At 46.7% G+C, this 17,814-nt stretch carries 20 protein-coding genes and 1 pseudogene; 15 read left to right on the forward strand and 6 right to left on the reverse strand.

The features are described from left to right. Nucleotides 1–99: 99 nt before the first annotated feature. Both N186_RS08670 and N186_RS09840 read left to right on the forward strand, forming a co-directional pair. Nucleotides 100–576 carry a carboxypeptidase-like regulatory domain-containing protein gene (locus tag N186_RS08670; protein ID WP_020963440.1) on the forward strand — a complete coding sequence of 159 codons (477 nt, stop codon included), beginning with the start codon at nucleotides 100–102 and terminating at the stop codon, nucleotides 574–576. Between the two features lie 19 nt (nucleotides 577–595). Next, nucleotides 596–1,204 (forward strand): annotated as a pseudogene (locus N186_RS09840) (ABC transporter permease). Between the two features lie 6 nt (nucleotides 1,205–1,210). On the opposite strand, the gene N186_RS08680 reads toward N186_RS09840, so the two are convergent. After that, complete coding sequence (locus N186_RS08680) at nucleotides 1,211–2,512, reverse strand: C69 family dipeptidase (protein ID WP_020963442.1); 1,302 nt, start codon at nucleotides 2,510–2,512, stop codon at nucleotides 1,211–1,213. Nucleotides 2,513–2,617: 105 nt separating this feature from the next. Here N186_RS08680 and N186_RS08685 point away from each other — a divergent pair, with 105 nt between their 5' ends. The 4 genes from N186_RS08685 to N186_RS08700 all read left to right on the forward strand — a co-directional run bounded on the left by N186_RS08685 (nucleotide 2,618) and on the right by N186_RS08700 (nucleotide 4,294). Continuing rightward, a complete protein-coding gene (locus N186_RS08685) occupies nucleotides 2,618–3,250 on the forward strand; it encodes a hypothetical protein (protein ID WP_020963443.1) in 633 nt (210 codons plus the stop codon). Next, a complete protein-coding gene (locus tag N186_RS08690) occupies nucleotides 3,247–3,522 on the forward strand; it encodes a winged helix-turn-helix domain-containing protein (RefSeq protein WP_020963444.1) in 276 nt (91 codons plus the stop codon). The genes N186_RS08685 and N186_RS08690 overlap by 4 nt, the downstream gene beginning before the upstream one ends. 84 nt (nucleotides 3,523–3,606) lie before the next feature. Further along, nucleotides 3,607–3,993 carry a HEPN domain-containing protein gene (locus N186_RS08695; protein WP_020963445.1) on the forward strand — a complete coding sequence of 129 codons (387 nt, stop codon included), beginning with the start codon at nucleotides 3,607–3,609 and terminating at the stop codon, nucleotides 3,991–3,993. Further along, nucleotides 3,977–4,294 carry a nucleotidyltransferase domain-containing protein gene (locus tag N186_RS08700; RefSeq protein WP_020963446.1) on the forward strand — a complete coding sequence of 106 codons (318 nt, stop codon included), beginning with the start codon at nucleotides 3,977–3,979 and terminating at the stop codon, nucleotides 4,292–4,294. The genes N186_RS08695 and N186_RS08700 overlap by 17 nt, the downstream gene beginning before the upstream one ends. Before the next feature lie 15 nt (nucleotides 4,295–4,309). Here N186_RS08700 and N186_RS08705 read toward each other — a convergent pair whose 3' ends face one another. Continuing rightward, entirely contained in the window at nucleotides 4,310–6,403 is a 2,094-nt protein-coding gene (locus N186_RS08705; RefSeq protein WP_187147020.1) for a beta-propeller domain-containing protein, read from the reverse strand. A 128-nt stretch (nucleotides 6,404–6,531) separates the two neighbouring features. Here N186_RS08705 and N186_RS08710 point away from each other — a divergent pair, with 128 nt between their 5' ends. Further along, entirely contained in the window at nucleotides 6,532–6,933 is a 402-nt protein-coding gene (locus N186_RS08710; RefSeq protein ID WP_020963448.1) for a winged helix-turn-helix domain-containing protein, read from the forward strand. Nucleotides 6,934–6,962: 29 nt separating this feature from the next. Here N186_RS08710 and N186_RS08715 read toward each other — a convergent pair whose 3' ends face one another. The 4 genes from N186_RS08715 to N186_RS08730 form a co-directional block, all read right to left on the reverse strand. Beyond that, nucleotides 6,963–7,223: a hypothetical protein gene (locus N186_RS08715; RefSeq protein ID WP_020963449.1), complete on the reverse strand. Its 261-nt coding sequence runs from the start codon at nucleotides 7,221–7,223 to the stop codon at nucleotides 6,963–6,965. Nucleotides 7,224–7,317: 94 nt separating this feature from the next. Continuing rightward, entirely contained in the window at nucleotides 7,318–8,061 is a 744-nt protein-coding gene (locus N186_RS08720) for an MFS transporter (protein ID WP_020963450.1), read from the reverse strand. After that, nucleotides 8,058–9,380, reverse strand: a complete 1,323-nt coding sequence (locus N186_RS08725; RefSeq protein ID WP_020963451.1) for an amidohydrolase family protein — start codon at nucleotides 9,378–9,380, stop codon at nucleotides 8,058–8,060. Before N186_RS08725 ends, N186_RS08720 begins: the two co-directional genes overlap by 4 nt. Further along, nucleotides 9,364–10,128: a nucleoside phosphorylase gene (locus N186_RS08730; protein WP_020963452.1), complete on the reverse strand. Its 765-nt coding sequence runs from the start codon at nucleotides 10,126–10,128 to the stop codon at nucleotides 9,364–9,366. The genes N186_RS08725 and N186_RS08730 overlap by 17 nt, the downstream gene beginning before the upstream one ends. A gap of 84 nt (nucleotides 10,129–10,212) precedes the next feature. On the opposite strand from N186_RS08730, the gene N186_RS08735 reads away from it, so the two are divergent. From N186_RS08735 to N186_RS08770, 8 genes are all read left to right on the forward strand, one after another. Continuing rightward, on the forward strand, nucleotides 10,213–10,806 hold the full coding sequence (locus N186_RS08735; protein WP_020963453.1) for a hypothetical protein: 594 nt from the start codon (nucleotides 10,213–10,215) through the stop codon (nucleotides 10,804–10,806). A gap of 78 nt (nucleotides 10,807–10,884) precedes the next feature. After that, nucleotides 10,885–11,730, forward strand: coding sequence for an energy-coupling factor transporter transmembrane component T family protein (locus N186_RS08740; protein ID WP_020963454.1), 846 nt, complete (start codon nucleotides 10,885–10,887; stop codon nucleotides 11,728–11,730). Between the two features lie 5 nt (nucleotides 11,731–11,735). Continuing rightward, complete coding sequence (locus N186_RS08745; RefSeq protein ID WP_052885712.1) at nucleotides 11,736–12,587, forward strand: energy-coupling factor ABC transporter ATP-binding protein; 852 nt, start codon at nucleotides 11,736–11,738, stop codon at nucleotides 12,585–12,587. 5 nt (nucleotides 12,588–12,592) lie between these two features. Continuing rightward, nucleotides 12,593–13,420 carry an energy-coupling factor ABC transporter ATP-binding protein gene (locus tag N186_RS08750; protein ID WP_052885713.1) on the forward strand — a complete coding sequence of 276 codons (828 nt, stop codon included), beginning with the start codon at nucleotides 12,593–12,595 and terminating at the stop codon, nucleotides 13,418–13,420. Nucleotides 13,421–13,495: 75 nt separating this feature from the next. Then, nucleotides 13,496–14,662, forward strand: coding sequence for a pyridoxal phosphate-dependent aminotransferase (locus tag N186_RS08755; protein WP_148682189.1), 1,167 nt, complete (start codon nucleotides 13,496–13,498; stop codon nucleotides 14,660–14,662). A gap of 81 nt (nucleotides 14,663–14,743) precedes the next feature. Next, nucleotides 14,744–15,484 carry an ABC transporter ATP-binding protein gene (locus N186_RS08760; RefSeq protein WP_020963458.1) on the forward strand — a complete coding sequence of 247 codons (741 nt, stop codon included), beginning with the start codon at nucleotides 14,744–14,746 and terminating at the stop codon, nucleotides 15,482–15,484. A 1-nt stretch (nucleotide 15,485) separates the two neighbouring features. Then, nucleotides 15,486–17,042: a hypothetical protein gene (locus tag N186_RS08765; RefSeq protein WP_020963459.1), complete on the forward strand. Its 1,557-nt coding sequence runs from the start codon at nucleotides 15,486–15,488 to the stop codon at nucleotides 17,040–17,042. A 47-nt stretch (nucleotides 17,043–17,089) separates the two neighbouring features. Continuing rightward, nucleotides 17,090–17,785, forward strand: a complete 696-nt coding sequence (locus N186_RS08770) for a hypothetical protein (protein ID WP_020963460.1) — start codon at nucleotides 17,090–17,092, stop codon at nucleotides 17,783–17,785. The last annotated feature ends 29 nt before the right edge of the window (nucleotides 17,786–17,814 follow it).

Raw genomic sequence — 17,814 nt, forward strand, 5'->3', positions numbered from 1 at the left:
AAGCAAAGGCATAAATCTTTGTTTTAAGAAACAAGAATATCTATGAATGGATTTTTCGTACATACTACTTAAAATATATGCCCAGTTAACACACCTGCTATGACGAAATACACACTACTAATGGCACTAACTTTGGCCATGTTAATGCTGTTTGCTCCCATGCTCTACGCAGACTCAGGAGCCTATGGCTATATTGTTGATCCCAATGGCAATCCTGTTGGAGGCGAAGTGGTCACAGTGCTAGACTCTAACAGCGGCGTTGTAGCTATGACAACTACTGGTCCCAATGGGTTCTTCCAGGTAGCCTTGCTGCCGGGCACATATACGCTTAGGGTCTCCAAGGCTGGCTACGTGGACAAGACAATACAGTTCACTTACGGCAAGACAGGCTACCCGGTCTTCCTTGGAAACATAACCCTCGACTACGCTGTCCAGTACTCCCTGCCCGTGAGGAACATAACTATACCAATCTTGACCTACATAAGCTTCCCATTCACAAATACCAACAAGGGGCCAAGGCCCGAAGACGTGGGCTTAGCGCGCAAGAAAAGGAACATTGAGACTCATACTTTCTAGGCCAATCTATCGGGACGACTTGTTAAATGGCAAGATATTGGCTGGGACAATACTCATACTTTTGGCTATCGGCATATCATTCGTAATTGGAATCCCCATAACCCTAGTCCTACAAAAAGCTAATTTGACGGGAGACGGCCTAGCTAGACTGCTTTTCCTATTGGTGCCGGCAATTCTACTAGCACTTACATATTACGCAATTTCACTCTTTGTCTCGGTAAACACAAACCGGTCAGGCTATGCACTCGTAGTGGCGGTAGTAGTCTGGATATTTTTCACATTCGTAATGCCCTTAATCTCTGCATTCGTAGCCAGTAGCATACTCGGCTAGCCGCCCGCCCTCCCAACCGGCATAAATGCTACAAGACCAGCACAGCTTCCACCCCGGCTCCAGCAGTACGAGCGAAACTATAGACAGATAACGGGAACAGTCCAGCTTATATCGCCCAACGCACAGTTTAATACATTAGCCAACGCAATCTTTACTGTCCAGAGGCAACAAAGCAACTTAGATATAGGTGCTGTAATAGCTCAGAACTGGACCGCGATACTGGTTCCCACAATATACATTGTAGTCTTCGTTGTATTGTCCTACATGTTCTTCGTACGTAGACAAGAAAACAAATAATTTTTTTCAAATATTGGCTTTTTTGTTTGTTTTTCTCCAGTACAGCATGTAGGGTACGTTAAAGCTTCTTCCCTTGTCTATTTCCCTTATGTATTTTTCCTCAATGGTAGACGCCTTTTCAAATGCTTCAGCTGTAAGTTTCTTTAATGCCTCAGCGTCGATTTTTCCCTGTAGGTATCCCTCGCGCGCCTCTAGTGCTTTTTCGTAGTAATCTCTCTCCAAGCTCTGCAACTCACTAGCTATCCTTGGGGCATATCTGGGATAATTATAGACAAGTTTTCTTGCAAGCATCTCGTGCCTCCACCATATACTTTGTCCCTCATCGTAGGCACTTGCGGGCTTAGGACCAAGATCTGGGAGCCCTGCATTTAGGAATACTGGCTTGTACATGCTTATGCATGGGAGGCTGGTTCCAGTAGCAAATACGAGTGGAGCGTCCTCAAATAGCAAAGCTATCATTGAGGAGGCTGTCTGGGAGGGCCTCGTAAAGCCGCCAGCATGCATACATATGTCCCTGTTTGAGCCTCTAGAGGGATCGTAGGGTTCGTGGCTGTGGCTCCTCATAATTTTTGCTACGAGGAAAAAGTCTATTTTTCCAAGATTGTTTTCTAGCTGTTTTTGTGTGTATTGTTGTCTTTCCCTACCCTTGGAAACCCACGTGTAGACCCTGTCTGAGAAACAGTCTTTGAAGCTTTTTCCGCAGTTTTTCTGCTTCATGTATTCTTCTAGGCCGTCAGAGGACAGGTCCCATTTTTCACCTATGGAGAGAGCGTTGGAAATTGTTCTAACATCTTTAACCCTCTCTGCTACCCAGTGCTTGCCGACTGTTTCCAGAACCCATGCTTCCCTTGGGTCAGCTATAATGAAAGAGTTGTGGTAAAACATCTTGCCAAAATAGCTACAGTTGCCTCCCTGACCATATTCCTCGAGCAATCCTGTAATCCATTCCAGCGCTTCTTTTGCAGTCCTGGATCTTTCGAGCGCCAGCCTAAGCAGATCCATACCAGTTAGACCCTTATCGGCATATTTCTCGCGAGTAAAAACAGCCTCGTTCCCTATTGCTACCCCATGCTCGTTTACGCCCATTTCTGCCCCCCACATCCAGAAGGGGCGTGAAATAAGGACGCCATAGGTTTTGTCTACTTGTTCGACGTATAGGTAGGTTGTTATGACTTTTTCCTCTGTGTGCTGTGCGGGGGGAATGTACTCTAGGACCTGTGCCTCGTTGGGTTCTCGATCGCTGTTCTTAGCAAAAATGGTGACGTTTCCTTTTGTATAGCCTTTTAAGGCAACAAGAGTGTCACACACATATTGAGATTGTCTATGTACACATTAACTTTTCGATATGAAGCTTGGCTACAACTTTGGAAAGACTTATCTTGAAGTTGATTATTAGCTCGACAGTGAAAAGTGATGCCGTTCGAGCCATTCCACCTAGCCTTGCCAATACTTGATTTCGTGGGGATCCTTTCCTTGGCGGCGCTCAGCGTTCTGCTTTATCGAGCCTACAGGATCTCGGGGAATAGCCTCTTCCTATATTTTTTCACGGGTTTTACTATTCTGGGCCTAGGAGAGTTTGGACGCTTTTTCCTATTCTTGACAATAATTTTTACGCCGAGACCTAGCTTTTTCTTCTTCTTTCTAAACCACTCTGTAGCCCTTCTGTCCCAAGTCCTGGAAATACTTGGCTTCCTAGTTATCGCACTGGGATACACTATGGAGCTTTTTGGGAAAGAGAAAGCTCTGGCATCGATAATAGTTTTCCAGGTGAGAAGATTACCCTTGACATTTCCCATGGTTAACATTTTTTCAGCCTCAATCCTGGTATATATAAGCCTGAACGCCTTTGCCATATACACCAAGAACAAACAGAGCTTGACCCTTGCACCACTATTAGCTTTCATCCTCTTTCTACTCTCAAACATTCTGAGCATTTTGGCATTCTTACTAAGGGACGAGCTAATCGTTCTGTTCTCGCGGCTAGTATACATTGCCGGCCTCTACGTGTTCCTCTGGTTAGCGTTAAAGGTGGGAAAAACCCCATGAAGGAGCGACGGTCAAAGCTACAGATACTTGCAGACATATTAGAGGCACTGGCACAAAGCGGAGAAATGAACATAAGCCAGCTACTTACAGCTGCAAACCTCTCCTATGACAGGCTATCAAAATATCTGAGCGAACTGGAGGCAAATAACCTAGTTGTCATCGAGAGACAAAGTTTAGAAGTAAAAATAAAACCCACTAGCAAGGGTTTGTCTTTTCTCCAGGAATACAAGAAAATAAAAGAAATAGCTATCGCCTTTGGGATTTCCCTTTAAAGCATGCTTGTTCAAAAGCCTCAGTGGTTATGCAATGCTTGGAAACCTTAAATAGGTATAACTTCCAGTTACATCATGAGAGATATGAGTTATGAGGAATTGGACATATTGCGGAGAAGAGCAGAGGCTTTTCTCAGAAATTCTAAAAGATTGCTGGAAGAGGGAGAAGCAGATCTAGCAATGTTTAGCATGGAGCAGTACTGCCAGCTAATCCTTAAATATAAATTGTTGTTACTCAGGGGTTTTTACCCAAAAACACACTCACTCCGGCGCCTAATAAGGACACTTGGAGAAGTTCGTCCAGAGGTTCTTAAACTCGTAAACGACGTCAAGAACCTACATTATATTGCAAAACTAGAGGAAGCCTATATATCCTCCCGCTACGCGCCTATTCAGTATGAGGTCGAGGAAGCTAAGGATGTTTATAAGTTTATAGAGGAGGTGTTTAAGCCGCTTGTCGAGCCAATATAGCCTTAGTCTTTCAAGTATCGGCAAATACCTCGACCTCGCTAGACAGGTCAAGGAGATAGTTCAGGGCTTCGACCCCGAGGCCGAGGTTTATTTATTCGGCTCGGTAGTAAAGGGGAAAATGACGGCCTCCAGCGATATAGACATCCTCGTTGTAACACAGCGGCTCGAACACAAATATGACATGATAGTAGCCGTGTATCAGAGGCTCGATGCTCCTATCGAGCTACATGTTACGGACAGAAAAATGTTTGAAAGATGGTATCTCAGATTCATTGATCCAGGAGAAATAGTTAAGATTTAATGTGACCCTTGAACTCTATCCGGCAGACAGGTCTATTTTTGCTGTCAAAGTGTAGGCTTGTCTTTCGTATGCTCTGACTTGGCTTGTGGAGACCGTGTATAGCTCTGTCTCCGTGTATACTGTTCTAAGTGCCTGGTTGTGTTCTAGGAGTTTGACGTATTCCAGGCTGTCGCCCTTTATCTTTAAAACTAGGACTCCGCCCGAATTTGCCTTCCAAGATTGTATCGGTATGAATACTTCCCCAGTTGACGGGTCGAATGTAAATGCGTGGTGGTCTGATAGTATGTTGGACCATGCATCGAGTGTTACAGTCGACTTTTCCTTTATGCTTGTGGGGTCGCTCACGTCAAATAGTGAGATTTTCAGTTTCCTGTCGTCTATGAGGCCTACTCCTAGAAGAGTCTTATCGTCTATGGGATGCAGGTACTCACTGAAGCCGGGAGCCTTAACGTAGCCAAGAACCCTAGGCTTAGAGGGGTCTGAAACGTCTATAGCGAAAAGGGGATCCACTTGTCTATACGTTACAAGGTAGAATGTTTTGCCCACGAGTCTAGCTGAGTAAATTCTTTCCCCCTTAGCGATGCCAGTCAACGAGCTTCTTATCCTGAGGTTTTTGACATCTACAATGAATAAGGCGTTTTCTGGCTCACCTATCCTGACAGTGTATACAACGAGGTGTGTAGACGGTGCAGGTGTGACTTGGGTCTCGTTGAACCTGATGACTTGTATTTTAGTCTGACCATCTGTCTGTATCTCTATTTCCATGGTCGTATTGTATGGCCTGTAAACAATCTCGATTACCCGTCCCATCTGGGCGTAGACCTGCCACCTAGATATTGTTGTAGCTACAATAAAGCTATCTCCTACTTCTTCCATCGAGAACTGGTCCAGCACGTTGCCGTCTACTTCGAATTTTCCAAGGCTGGATAAACGGAGCCCGTCTATGCCGAAGACATAGAAATACGTCTTGTCGGTCATTGGCTTTAGCTGTTCCATGACTTGTTTCACTATTTCCTCTGCCTTCTCGTAGCTCAATGTTGCCAGATACTTTTGTAGCTCGGTTAGGGCCTGCATGTATTGTCCCTTGCTTATGAGACTTGATATGTTGGCTTTTACTTCAGAGGGTAGATAGTTTAGAGAGACGTTTAGGAAGTAGCGATAGGAATCTTCACCAATGTTTCTCTGCACTGCGAGGTAAAGCCTTTCCCTGCTCATATACATCCATGTTGAGGGGCTAGAGGTAAAGGCGAATGCTGTTCTCTTACCGGTGTCTATGTCCATTGCAACTATGACTATGTAGCTATTGGCGTATGGGTCTATTTTTGCTATGGAGCTTGGCGGGAGGGGCTGCCCATCTATTACTGGAAGCTTGACTTCTAGTGGAAGCGTGGCGACTAGATATATGGTATTGTTTAGAAGCCTAGATCCCATGGGCATCCCATAAATGTATGTTGAGTAAAGCAACTCGGGTTTGGCCGGTGTAGTAAGGGAGTATACGTAGATAGACGTGTTGGATGTGCCAGCTGATATGGGGACTTCTGGTCCCATTGAGCCCTGGATGCTTATCGGGCTGGCCGTGTAATAGACAGAAATAATGACTAGTTTGTCTCCTTGGAGGTATAAGCCGTAAACGTTGCTTTCCGCTAGGTCTATAACGCTTAACGCTTTCTTTTCCCGCATGCTTAGGATGTTTACCTTTGAGCAGCTTGCCACTGCAAGAATATCGCGATCGGCCTTGACAATGTCTGGCTCATCAATACCTACCACTTGCACATTTGTTTTTGAGGGAGTGCTCGGGCTTTGGGAAGTTCTTTCGGGCGTAACGGGCGATGTTGTTGCAGGTACTGTTTGTGTCTCGCCTCTAACCAGGTAGGAGGGGGGACCCATGTAGCCTTTGCTTGAGGTTCTCTCCTCAACGAATCTAAGAATCTCCTCTATAGACTGGAAGCTGTTCATGCCTATCGGGTAGAACTCTAAGAGAGAATGCGTAGTGGCAGTTTTAGTTTGGATTTTGGGGCTTTGGAGGCTTGCTGGACTTGTCGACCAGAAAAGATTTAGCATTATGGGCGTGGCTACGCCTAGAACGAGTAGCAGGACAGCAAGTGCCATATATTTTCTTTCCATTTGCATCAAGAAGTATTTGCGCAGGGTGCTTATCACTGTATGTCTTGAACACTTTCGTTCAACATTTGAACAACCCATTGATTAATATAATGGAACAATTGTCTAATGAATAGATGAGTGTAAAGGGCGAACTAGAAGGCACAGCTCTCAAAATATACATCTACCTCCTAGAGTCTAACGAAGATGCAGGGGTAAGAGAAATAGCCCGAGATCTAGGCCTCCCGGTAAGCACGGTTCACTACCATCTAAAGCGTCTAGAAGAGCTGGGCTACGTTGAGAAAACCACAGACGGCTACAAAGTTGCACAGCGGCTAAAGCTGAGAGACTACATTGTTATTGGTAGCAGGGTCATCCATAGATTTACCCTTTATTCTTTGTTCTTCCTAGGCTTTGCCATCGGTGAGGCAATACTTGTCATACAGTCTCAATCGATAAATCCCGACAGAATAGCAGTCTTGATAGCCACTCTCCTGGCTTCCCTTATATTTGGCATAGAACGCTTAAGGATAAAATGATGTCTCTATGCTTAATGCTTATGCTTCGGCTAGTTTAACTTTTCCCAATTAAGATTCTTCCCCACGAGATAAAGTAGCAGCCCTAGGGCTAGAATCATAGCGATCCTTGCGCTAGCTGGGGCGCTAATAGCTTCTACAATTAATCCTCCCAGCGAATAGCCAAGAGACCAAGAGAAATTAACTGTCCCCGATCCTAGAGACTCGTTGCCCTCATATGTCCTCGTAACGAGGCTTTGAGCCCTACTAATGAGTGTAGCGTTAATTACTCCTAAAGCAAATACTCCAATCAACTCGAGGAAGCCTCCCAGAGAAAAGAATAGAACAAGCCCCAGGAATAGTGCTACATATGGGTAAAGGCTCCCCTCGACCTCTCGTGAAGCATACTTAAGAGTATACAGTCCAATAAAGCCTGAAAAAATAGTAGAGAGTCAACAGAAGCCCTGAATCCGTGGCTGAAAGCCCCACCTCAAAAGCTATGGGGACTGACAGAGCTGGCAATGCACTCTCAACTAGCCCCACGGTTAGGGCTAGAAACAACTCTGGAGAAAACTTAAAGCGGAGAACTTCCCTTCTTGGACCAGGAGATGGCTGTCTCAAATAATTGTCACCCGTTAGGAGAAGCAGGCCACCACCAAAAACAGACGCTAACATATAGAATAGGAATGGAAGAGCAACAGCAAGCTTTTGGAGGAGGGAAGCTATGAAGGGGCCAATTGTGAAGCCTAGGGAAGTAGCTATGAAAAGACGGCCTATGTCTACAATTCTCCTTTCACCCGAAGACCTGGAAACCTCGCCGATTATGCCAGACCAAATGAAAGCTTCGAGTATTCCCTCAATTATCCTTCCAAGGACTAGCAGGCCTATGCTTCGACCCACTAGGAAGAGCAAACCAGGAAAAACATTCAGCAACATGGCTAGTGGCACAATTCTCTTGAAGCCAAACCTGTCTACAATTGCGCCACCCGGGATATTGCATAATAGGTAGGTGAAGCCCCATGCACTAATAATTAGCCCTGTATGCTGTCCAAGGCCGATCGATTCTGCTAGTGCCGGAATTGTTCCAACAACGCTTCCAACCCCCAGCATAAAAATGAAGGAGGAAAGATACAGGATCATTTTCCCGTTCATTTATAGCTCACCCTTTTAGCAACCTCATTGAACTCTTCCAGAGCCCTAATATAAAGTTCCTCGTTTCTTAGCCTACCATCGTAGACCAAGAGTTCACCATTTACTATCACGTGTCTAACAGCTCTACACCCACCAGAGAAAACAAGGTTATCGAGAACATTTTCCGAAGGCAACATAGAGGGAAGGGTCAAGTCAACTAAGACGAGATCCGCGTATGCCCCTGGAGATATTACTCCAAGCTTGCCGCTTGAATCGAGAGCCAGGCCGCCGTTCCTGGTAGCCATGTCAAGGGCGAGCTGTGCATTTACACGCCTGTCGAAGCCCTCTCTGGCCCTCTGCATTAGGATAAAGGTCTTCATCTCGGAAAAAAGATCTAGAGAATCATTGCTCGCCGCTCCATCGGTTCCCAGCCCAACATTCAAGCCCTGATTAATCATTTTCAAGGCAGGCGCTATGCCATTTCCAAGCTTGGCGTTGCTCGTGGGACAATGAGCCACGTTCACGCCATGTTTTGCTAAGACCTGTATATCGATGGGGTCGAGGTTTACGCCGTGGGCAACGATAACGTCGGGCCCCAGAAAGCCTATCTTCTCAAGCATGCCCGTCTCACTTACGCCAAACATCTTCCTAGAAAGCTCCTCGTTTACCATGCTCTCAGATAGGTGGGCGTGTAGCTTTAGCCCATTTTTTCTCGCCTCCTCGGAGGCTATCCTTAGCAATTCAGGGCTACTACTTGGGAACCCTACTGGCCCCAAAAGAAAATTTAATTGCCCCGTTGCCATTTTCTCCCTAGCCACCTTTGAGGCTTTTTTAACCTCTTCTTCTGGGTCTGCCACCCGTGTAAACCCACTAACCCCTGTTTCAGCTGTGTCCACAAGTGCAATGGCTTCGTAGAGCCTTATCCCAACTTCCCTCGCGGCGCTGACGATTGGCTCAACGTTTCCCTCCATGTCAAGGAAGGTAGTCGTCCCGCAGAGAAGTCCCTCGATAAATGTAAGCCTAGCCGCCGCCCTTACGTCCACATCGTCCAGCTTCTCGTATTCCAAGTCAACTAGGCGTAGCCAATTCATCAGCGGCTCATCGAATCGCCCACGTAGGAGTACCTGCACAGAGTGCGTGTGGAGGTTAACTAGGCCCGGTAGAACCGCCATTTTACTAGCGTCTAGAACAAGGTCCGGCGTATACTTTTCTTTCAAGAGAGAAGACTTACCTATTTCCTTTATAATACCTCCAGATATGTAGATAGAAGTGTCTCTGAGTACCTCTCTTTTATCGTTCTGTGTGAAGACTATGCCTGCATTTTCAATGAGTATATTCATCCTTGTTCTCCTCCATCAACTTTACGGCATTCAAGACAATTTTAACCATTTTCTCGACGCCCTTTATGTAGTCTTCCTGTGAAAAAGCTTCAGGCTCAGCCACGAGGTTGTTTCCCATACAGAGAAGGATGGCTCCCGCCCTTTTCCTCCTCACCCTGCTGACTATGTATATTCCGCTCACCTCGTTTTCTACACATAGGACGCCCCCCTCAAGCCACGGGTCATATACGCTTCGTTTTGAGGGGGGCATTTCTCCTATCCATGTCCCCCTATAATACGCGTCATGGGTCCACACTATCCCTCTCTTAACGCCTATGCCGAGCGACCTTGCAGAGTCCAACAGTGCACGTATAACGTAGTGGTCTCCCATAGCTGGATACTCGACAGGCAAATACTCTTTTGTAGCGCCGTCACCCCTCACCGCCGCTTCGGCAACGATGATATCGCCTGCATGCACCGATGGGTCTATTCCCCCACATGTTCCCAGCCTAATAAAGACCTCTGCACCAATATTTGCGAGCTCCTCGACAGCTATGGTTGCCGCGGGGCAACCGATACCCGTCGATGTCACAGATATACCGATGCCTTTCCATGTCCCAGTATATGTGACGTATTCCCTGTTCTCGGCTATCTTCCTAGCGCTGTCTAGGTAGCTAGCTATGAGAGGCACCCTTCCGGGGTCGCCTGGCAGGATTACATACTTTGCAACGTCTCCCGGTTTGCATCTAATGTGGTATTGCAGGCTCACAGCATTTAGACTATTAATAACCCGTTAAAAACTGTACACAAAAAATTATAAATAGAGCTTTGTCGAAACATATTTCGACAAACCATGAGCCAAGAAATAAAAGAAGTTTCTCCAACAGGAAAAGCAATAATCGCCGTCGTCCTTATACCCACAATTGCTGCCCTAAATTACGTGGGCGGAGTCATTGTTGAAGCCCTAAAGGCTCCAATATGGGGAGATACCTGGGCAACAATACTTGGCACATTTATAGGTGGCTTCTGGGTAGGAGCGGCTGGAGGATTCCTCTACAACATAATAATGGCTCTCACGGTTTGGGGTCTTCCAAGCTGGGTATGGGGCTTTGCAAACGTAGCTATAGCAGCAATCGCTTGGTTCATGATGAAGATGGGATGGACCGATTTAAAGAAGCCGATGACATGGGTCATGATGATTATCCTCTACGGGCTTGTATATCCCCTATTCACGACAGCTATAAGCATCCTTGTCTTTGGCGGGGGACCCCTTTATAAGCCACTAGCAGCAGCTGTCTATGCTGGTGTGCTGTCCTCGACTGGAAACTTCTGGCTGGCAAACTATGTCCAGAATGCATTCACCGAAATAATTGACAAGCCCATCAGCTTCATAATCTCTGTGATTATCGCGCAACGCATACCGAAGAGATTCGTCCTTGCCAAATAAACAATAGGGGACACTTCATTAAAATGGTTCTTTTTTGTAGTCTAAAACTATAAATGTATGTATGGGTGCTAGACTTCAATGTCGGTAGGAGTATCACTTCTAAAGAAGACCGCAGTAGAGGCAGAAACCTTTGTCCAGAGGCTTGACGGGCGCGTCAAATTCTTGTATTTCCTCTGGGCAACTATAATAGTCTATATTTTCTTCGACCCCATACTCAACCTGATATTCCTAGCCGTCACAATGGCTCTAGCAGTCTACGCAAAATGCTGGAAACCCATCGCTCTGACACTACTCATTATCGTAGTACCATGGATACTATTCGCGGTTCCAATATTGGCTTTGCCGCTTGGATTCCCATGGAACAAAACAATAATAGGCTACATCAACATACTTGGAAAGAACTACCCTGTCTACCTTGAGGGCTTGGGGTGGGGCGTCACCTGGCCCCTCCGCGTCTCAGTAGCAATTTCTACTGCGTTATTGTTCTTCTTGACAACTAACCAGGCCAAACTTGTCGCCACAATGTTCAAAATGAAGTTTCCCTTCAAGCTCATCTACATGGTGATAGCTACTTTCCAGTTTATTCCTCTCCTAGCTTCGGAAGCCAACACTATAATGCAGGCGCAGATCGCGAGGGGGCTGAGGACAGACGTCGGCTTCGTGCAGAAAATAAAAAATTACCTGGCAGTCGTTATTCCGCTAACGCTCAGCGCACTGAACAAGGTACAGATAAGAGCAATAGCCCTTGAGTCGAGAGGCTTCAGTGCCCCCGTTAAGAAGACCCTCCTCTACGAGGCGAGCTTCACAAAGCTCGACTATGCCTTCCTCATGACAATGCTCCTCGTCACAGTTTTCCTTGCCTGGGTCTATGTGTATATAGGCTTCTCCCCCTTGGCCCATCTCCCATGGATATGGTCTGGGTGAAGAACATGGAACCAATAATTAAGGTCGAAAACTTAACATATGCATATCCAACAAGCAAAGACTTTGTTCTCAAAAATATCTCTTTCACAGTCAACAAGGGAGAAGTACTCGCGGTCATCGGTCCAAACGGGGCTGGAAAATCCACTCTACTAAAGGCTCTAAACGGCCTCGTGCCACACTTTTACGGTGGAAAATACGGCGGCAGGGTTATCGTATCAGGTTTCGAGGTTTTAAACACACCTATCTCAAAGATGTCGACAAAGGTCGGCTTTGTCTTCCAGGACCCAGAAGACCAGATCTCTGGACTCGCGCTAACCGTTTGGGAAGAGGTCGCCTTTGGATTGATGATGCTTGGATACCCACGAGAAGAAATAGACAAGAGGGTTAAAGAAGCAATAGACTACGTTGGACTTACTGGTCTCGAGAAGAGGTCTCCATTTGAGCTTTCAGGAGGACAGATGCAGAGACTAGCAATTGCGACTGTCCTAGCCCTTCGCCCAGAAGTCATAGTGATGGATGAGCCTACCGCCCAGCTCGACCCACTTGGCAAATACGAGGTTTTAAGCGTAATCGAGAAGCTGACCGAGTCTGGCTCAACTATTGTCCTTGCAGAGCACGAAATAGAGGAAGTCGTATACTTTGCAGACAAGATGCTTCTGCTAGACAAGGGTGAAGCCGTAGCCTACGGGGACACCAGAAAAGTTGTTACCATGGTTGAGGAGCTTAAGAGGCGCGGCGTAGACCCGCCGTCCGTCACAGAGCTGACAAGCCTCTTGAAAGAGAAGACAGGTGTCGATGTGGCTCTCCCCGTCACATTGGAGGAAGCTGTAAAGATATACTCCGAGCTTTTGAGGTGAAAGAAATGAGTGAAATAATACGTGTAGAAGACGTATGGTTCAGATATGAAGGGGCAGACTTCTGGGCCCTAAAGGGAGTATCTCTAACAATAAAGAAAGGAGAATTACTCGCAATAATCGGCCAGAACGGCGGCGGAAAAACCACACTCGCCAAGAACCTAAACGGTCTCTTAAAGCCCACAAAGGGCAGAGTCATGGTTGATGGGCTAGACACAAAGACCACACCAACCTACGAGATTGTCAAGAGAGTTGGATACGTGTTTCAAAACCCCTCTCACCAGATATTTGAGAGCACTGTGTGGAAAGAAGTAGCCTATGGACCTACAAACCTCGGGCTATCACAGGAAGAGGTAAAGCAGAGGGTGGAGTGGGCTATAAGCGAAGTGGGACTGCAGGGATACGAGCAATACAACCCATACGACCTAGACTATGGAAAAATGAAGCTACTAACAGTTGCATCAGTCCTCGCAATGAAGCCACAGGTACTCATACTAGACGAGCCCACAACTGGACAGGACCATGCTGGACGCCACCTGCTATCCAACCTCTCAAAAAAGCTGAACAGAGAAGGCTTCACGGTCGTGATAATAACCCACGACATGAGGTTCGTAGCTGAGACTGTAAACAGAGTAGTCCTCGTCTCTAACGGCGAGATACTCATGGATGGATCTACAAGAGAAGTCCTAAATGCCTTTGACATACTTAAGAAGGCGGCGATAAAGCCGCCCCAAATAGTCCAGCTAGCAAGCGAGCTGAGAAAGAAGGGCGTAGATATAAACGCTCTGACAGTTGAAGAGGCTCTACAAGAAATCTTAAAGCATTATAAAGGGTAAAAGCCAACCCTATCTAATTTTATTTAAATCTGAACTTCTGAATTATTTATATATTTCTGTGTCTCACTGTGTTTTGTGACTTGGACTTATATGGATAAGACCGAAGCCTTCAGGAAGGATCCATCATACGAGTTCCTCAACCTGGCAAACAGGTACAAGGATACTGTGAGTTTCGGCATCGGCCAGCCATTCCATCTTCCACCAGGAGAGATATTCTCTGGCATAAAACCGTCCCAGAAAGATGTGTCAAGCTACTCTCCTGCCCTGGGCCTTCCGGAGCTCCGAGAAAGAATAGCTGATTTTCTAGGCCAAAAATACAAGGCAGACTTGAAGGCTGGAAACGTGGCTGTAACTGTTGGGGCCACATCTGCCCTATTCATGTCTATGCTTCTATTGGTCAAGGACGAGACCAATGTTTACATTCCAGACCCGGGATTCCCGATGTATAGGGACGTAGCCTCATTCTTTGGGGGAAGAGTTACATATTGGAGGGCAAACTTCAATGATGACTTCAAGTGGGATTGCCAACTGGAGGCTATTAATAGCGAAGGCGGAGTCGTTGTCATTAATTTTCCAAATAATCCAACTGGGACAGCTGCATCGAGGGAAATGTTGGAATGCTTGTCTGAGGCGTCCCGCAGGAAAAGATTCTTCATTGTAAGTGACGAGGTTTACGAGGACTTCGTATATGAGAATAGACACTTTTCAGTGCTGGAGTTTCCTGAGTTGCTAGAAGGAGCCGTATATATTGGAAGCTTCTCTAAGACGTGGGGTCTCGCCGGATACAGGCTAGGCTACATGGTTGCTAGCGCAGAGCTCATAGAAAAGCTTGAAAACGTTGCAATAAGCATGTATGGTTCGCCACCGACCTATTCACAGCTACTTGCACTGAAGGCCCTGGATTACGGTCTTGGATGGTTTGAAAAGGTGAGAGAAATGTATAAGGCTAATAGGGATCTCCTAGTTGAGGGCTTGTCTAGGATTCCAGGCGTCGAAGCGTATAGGCCTGGGGGAGCCTTTTACGTTTTTCCACGCATAAGAGAGCTGGCAAAGCGGCTGGGGGCGAGGAATTCCCGGGAGCTGGCCATTATGTTACTGGAACGTGCAGGAGTGATTGCATTGCCTGGGGACGCCTACTCAGAAAGTTTAGGAGCATATTACTTAAGGTTCTCATTCTCGCTTCCACGCGAAAAAATATTGGAAGGGCTAAATAGGTTGAAAAAGCTGGCCGAAGGCATTTAGGCCCTTTTTTCTCCAGTGGCTCAGGAAAACTCTTCGCCAGGTACCAAGCAAACTATTTATTCTTTGTATGTCCCTATCCGTGTGTCTACAACTGGGATAATTGTCGAGGGACTAGTAAAAAGGTATGGCGGCAAGACAGCGATCAATGGTGTTTCTCTGAGAGTGGAACCAGGAGAAATATATGCGCTTCTAGGCCCTAACGGGGCCGGCAAGACAACGACACTGAAGACCATAGTGGGTTTACTTAGACCCGACTCTGGCTACGTCCTTATCGACGGGGTAAATGTCCACGCTGACCGGGCCAGGGCTCTACGCAACATTGGATATGTCCCCGAAAACCCCGTTGGCTTCGACTACCTCAGGGTCCGAGAGTTCTTCGAGTTTGTGGCATCCTTGAGAGGTATACCCAGAGACGTTTTGAGTGAGAGGACAGAAAAGTATCTCCAGCTTTTCCAGCTTGAAAAGTTTGAAGACTCCTTTATGGGAGAGCTTTCCAAGGGAAATCTCCAAAAAGTCCTAGTTGTATCAGCCCTTCTACATGAGCCCAAAGTTCTAGTCCTCGATGAACCTATGTCAGGCATGGACCCAGAGTCCCAAATAGCATTTAAGGAGGTCTTGAGGGAGCATGCGGTTAAGGGTGGTACAGTCCTCATATCCAGCCACATGCTAGACACTGTGGAAAGATTTGCAACTAGGGTCGGCATCATAGCTGATGGCAAGATAATTGCAGAAGGGACACTAGAAGAGCTGAAACGGAAAGTGGAGGCCCGCGGGGACATTACACTTGAACAGGTATTCTTGAGAGTCCTTAAGGGGGTCTAGAGTGATAAAAGCTCTAGCAATATCCAAGTATCTCACCCTAAATACTCTGAGCATTCTGCGGGCCGGTAAAGCTAAAATAGCGCTAATATTTTTAGGAGCCTTGATAATCTCTTTATACCTTTTCGTTGTTTCCCTCACAATTGTCAACCCCTACGTCTGGCAAAACGCGAGAAAAAGCGTAGCCCTTCCTGGACTCAACAAGGAAAACGTTACAGAGACCCTTGCAGTCTTCCAGACCCTCACATTCATTGCTATAGCCATGCTCCCCAGGCGTGACATAACAGTCTCAGAGCAGGCCGAGTACGAGGTCCTACTAACAATGCCTGTAACCATGCAGGAATACATGCTCGGGCGCTCACTCCACCTAATCACACAGTCAGTCCTTGTACAGTCAGTGTTCCTAGTGCCGGGAGCCTTCTATGCGGCGGCTTTTTCGGCTGGAAACACAGTCAAAGTTTTACTTTTCCCTCTAGCGCTTGTCCTCTGGATCACTTTCTCAGAGGCGTTCGAAGGCCTAATCAGCTACGTCAAAGTTGCGACGCAAAGAGAGAAAGAAATTAGGCTCTTTGCACTTCTGTATTTATTAACAGCGGGAGCCGAATATTTGTTCACAGGGAAGACTCCTATACTTTTAAAGGCCCCAACACTGCTAGCTGTACAGCCGCTTGTCCACTGCTTCACCATCAAAGAGCCTGCAAGCCTAGTCTTGCTTGAGACCATGCTTCTCGGAATTTTTGTCCTAACTCTAATAACTCTCCAGTACCTCGTGTCCTCCTACATTTATCCAGAAAAAGTAAAACCATTCTCAGCGAGGACACTTACTATCCGTTTAGGGATACGGCTACTAGACCTAGGCTTTTACTCTGAAAGACCCGAGGTAAGCATCTTGAAAGTGTCCCTGCTTAGACCCCTCCTCGGTATCCAGGGGCTCATACTGTTTGCGGGACTCATTGTTTCTTATGTTGCTGGGATAGTTGTGAAGAGGCTTTTCCCCCTGCTTGACCCGTACTCACTCGTAACTTTTGCTGTAATATTCATTTTAATGGTTATCATTATCGAGCTCCAGCTATCTATACAGGAAGACCTCTCCCCCATATGGCTCTACAGGGTAAGCATGCCAAACCTCAAGCCGCTGGCAAGGGTGGCTGTAGCAAAGATCTCCCTCTACACACTAGTATCTTTCCTTGCAGGCGGGCTCTTCCTCTTCAGCGTAACTGGCGAATATGTGTCACTATTTTTGCCATTGTTCTCGCTCCCAATGACCGTTCTCAACGCGGTTTTCACACTTGGCTCGGTAGCACTAGTCATGACTAGGAGGAGAATTGTCAGGTTCTCTTCTAGGGGCTTCTACCTAGTTGAAGACGTGCTTGCCCTCATCACCCTGGCTATTTCTATGTCTCTTTCAAGCCTAAGCGTCGCCCTTTTCCAGATGGTGTCCAGCTATCCCAGCCAGCTAATTCTCTTGACTGCTGTGAGCCTCCCCATCTCACTCATCATCTACTTTATCGGAGCCGACATAATTGGAGACATGCTTACCACTAGGGACGTTGCCTCGTAAAGCAACACTTAAATTAAAACGGTTTTCTTAAGCCGAAAGGATGACTCATGGCTATAAACGTTGTCGTTGCCCCAACATACCTCTACGTAAGGAGCCGGGCCCCAGAAAACGATCCACCCATAAGACTTGCATTTGGAAAAGCACTTGACAGGGCAATCTCAAAGTACAACTACTATTCCATGCATACAACCAGGTCGCTACTCGGGAAAGCCCAGAGATGCGCAATGGCAGTGCTTAGGAACGAGCTAAAAAACATGGAAGTAGAAGTTTCAGGAGAAGAGCTAAAAGAACAGGCTAGGAAGATGTGGCGCATGCTGGCCGCGTGGTACAAGAGCCCCTACGTGAGATACCTCAGGCCCAAGACCCACGTAATAATAATGAGGAGCGGTGACTTCATCGGAGCACTATACGCACAGCCAGACTTCGAAGACAACGTAGGACAGTTCTACGAGGTAAAAAGCTTCGACATAGAAAAAGAGCCGAAGAAACACGTCCAGGTACAGGCGGGGGTATTCTCTCTTCTTGGACCCCTATTCCTTGTCTATTTCTCAGAGCAAGACGGGTACTACACTGTCAAGCAAAAATTCGTCCCAGGAGACCCCCAAATCCTCGACGACGTTGTAGATTTCCTCAAATCTAGGCCGGAGGGCTCAGAGACCCAGCCTTTAGAAAGGCTCCTTAGGAGTTTTCCCTCGAGAATATATGTAAAAGAAAACGATTGGAAAAGAGCAAAGAAGATATGAGTATGTATCAGTGCTTTCGCTTATAGACC

This window comes from Thermofilum adornatum (genome assembly GCF_000446015.1).
GTDB lineage: Archaea > Thermoproteota > Thermoprotei > Thermofilales > Thermofilaceae > Thermofilum > Thermofilum adornatum.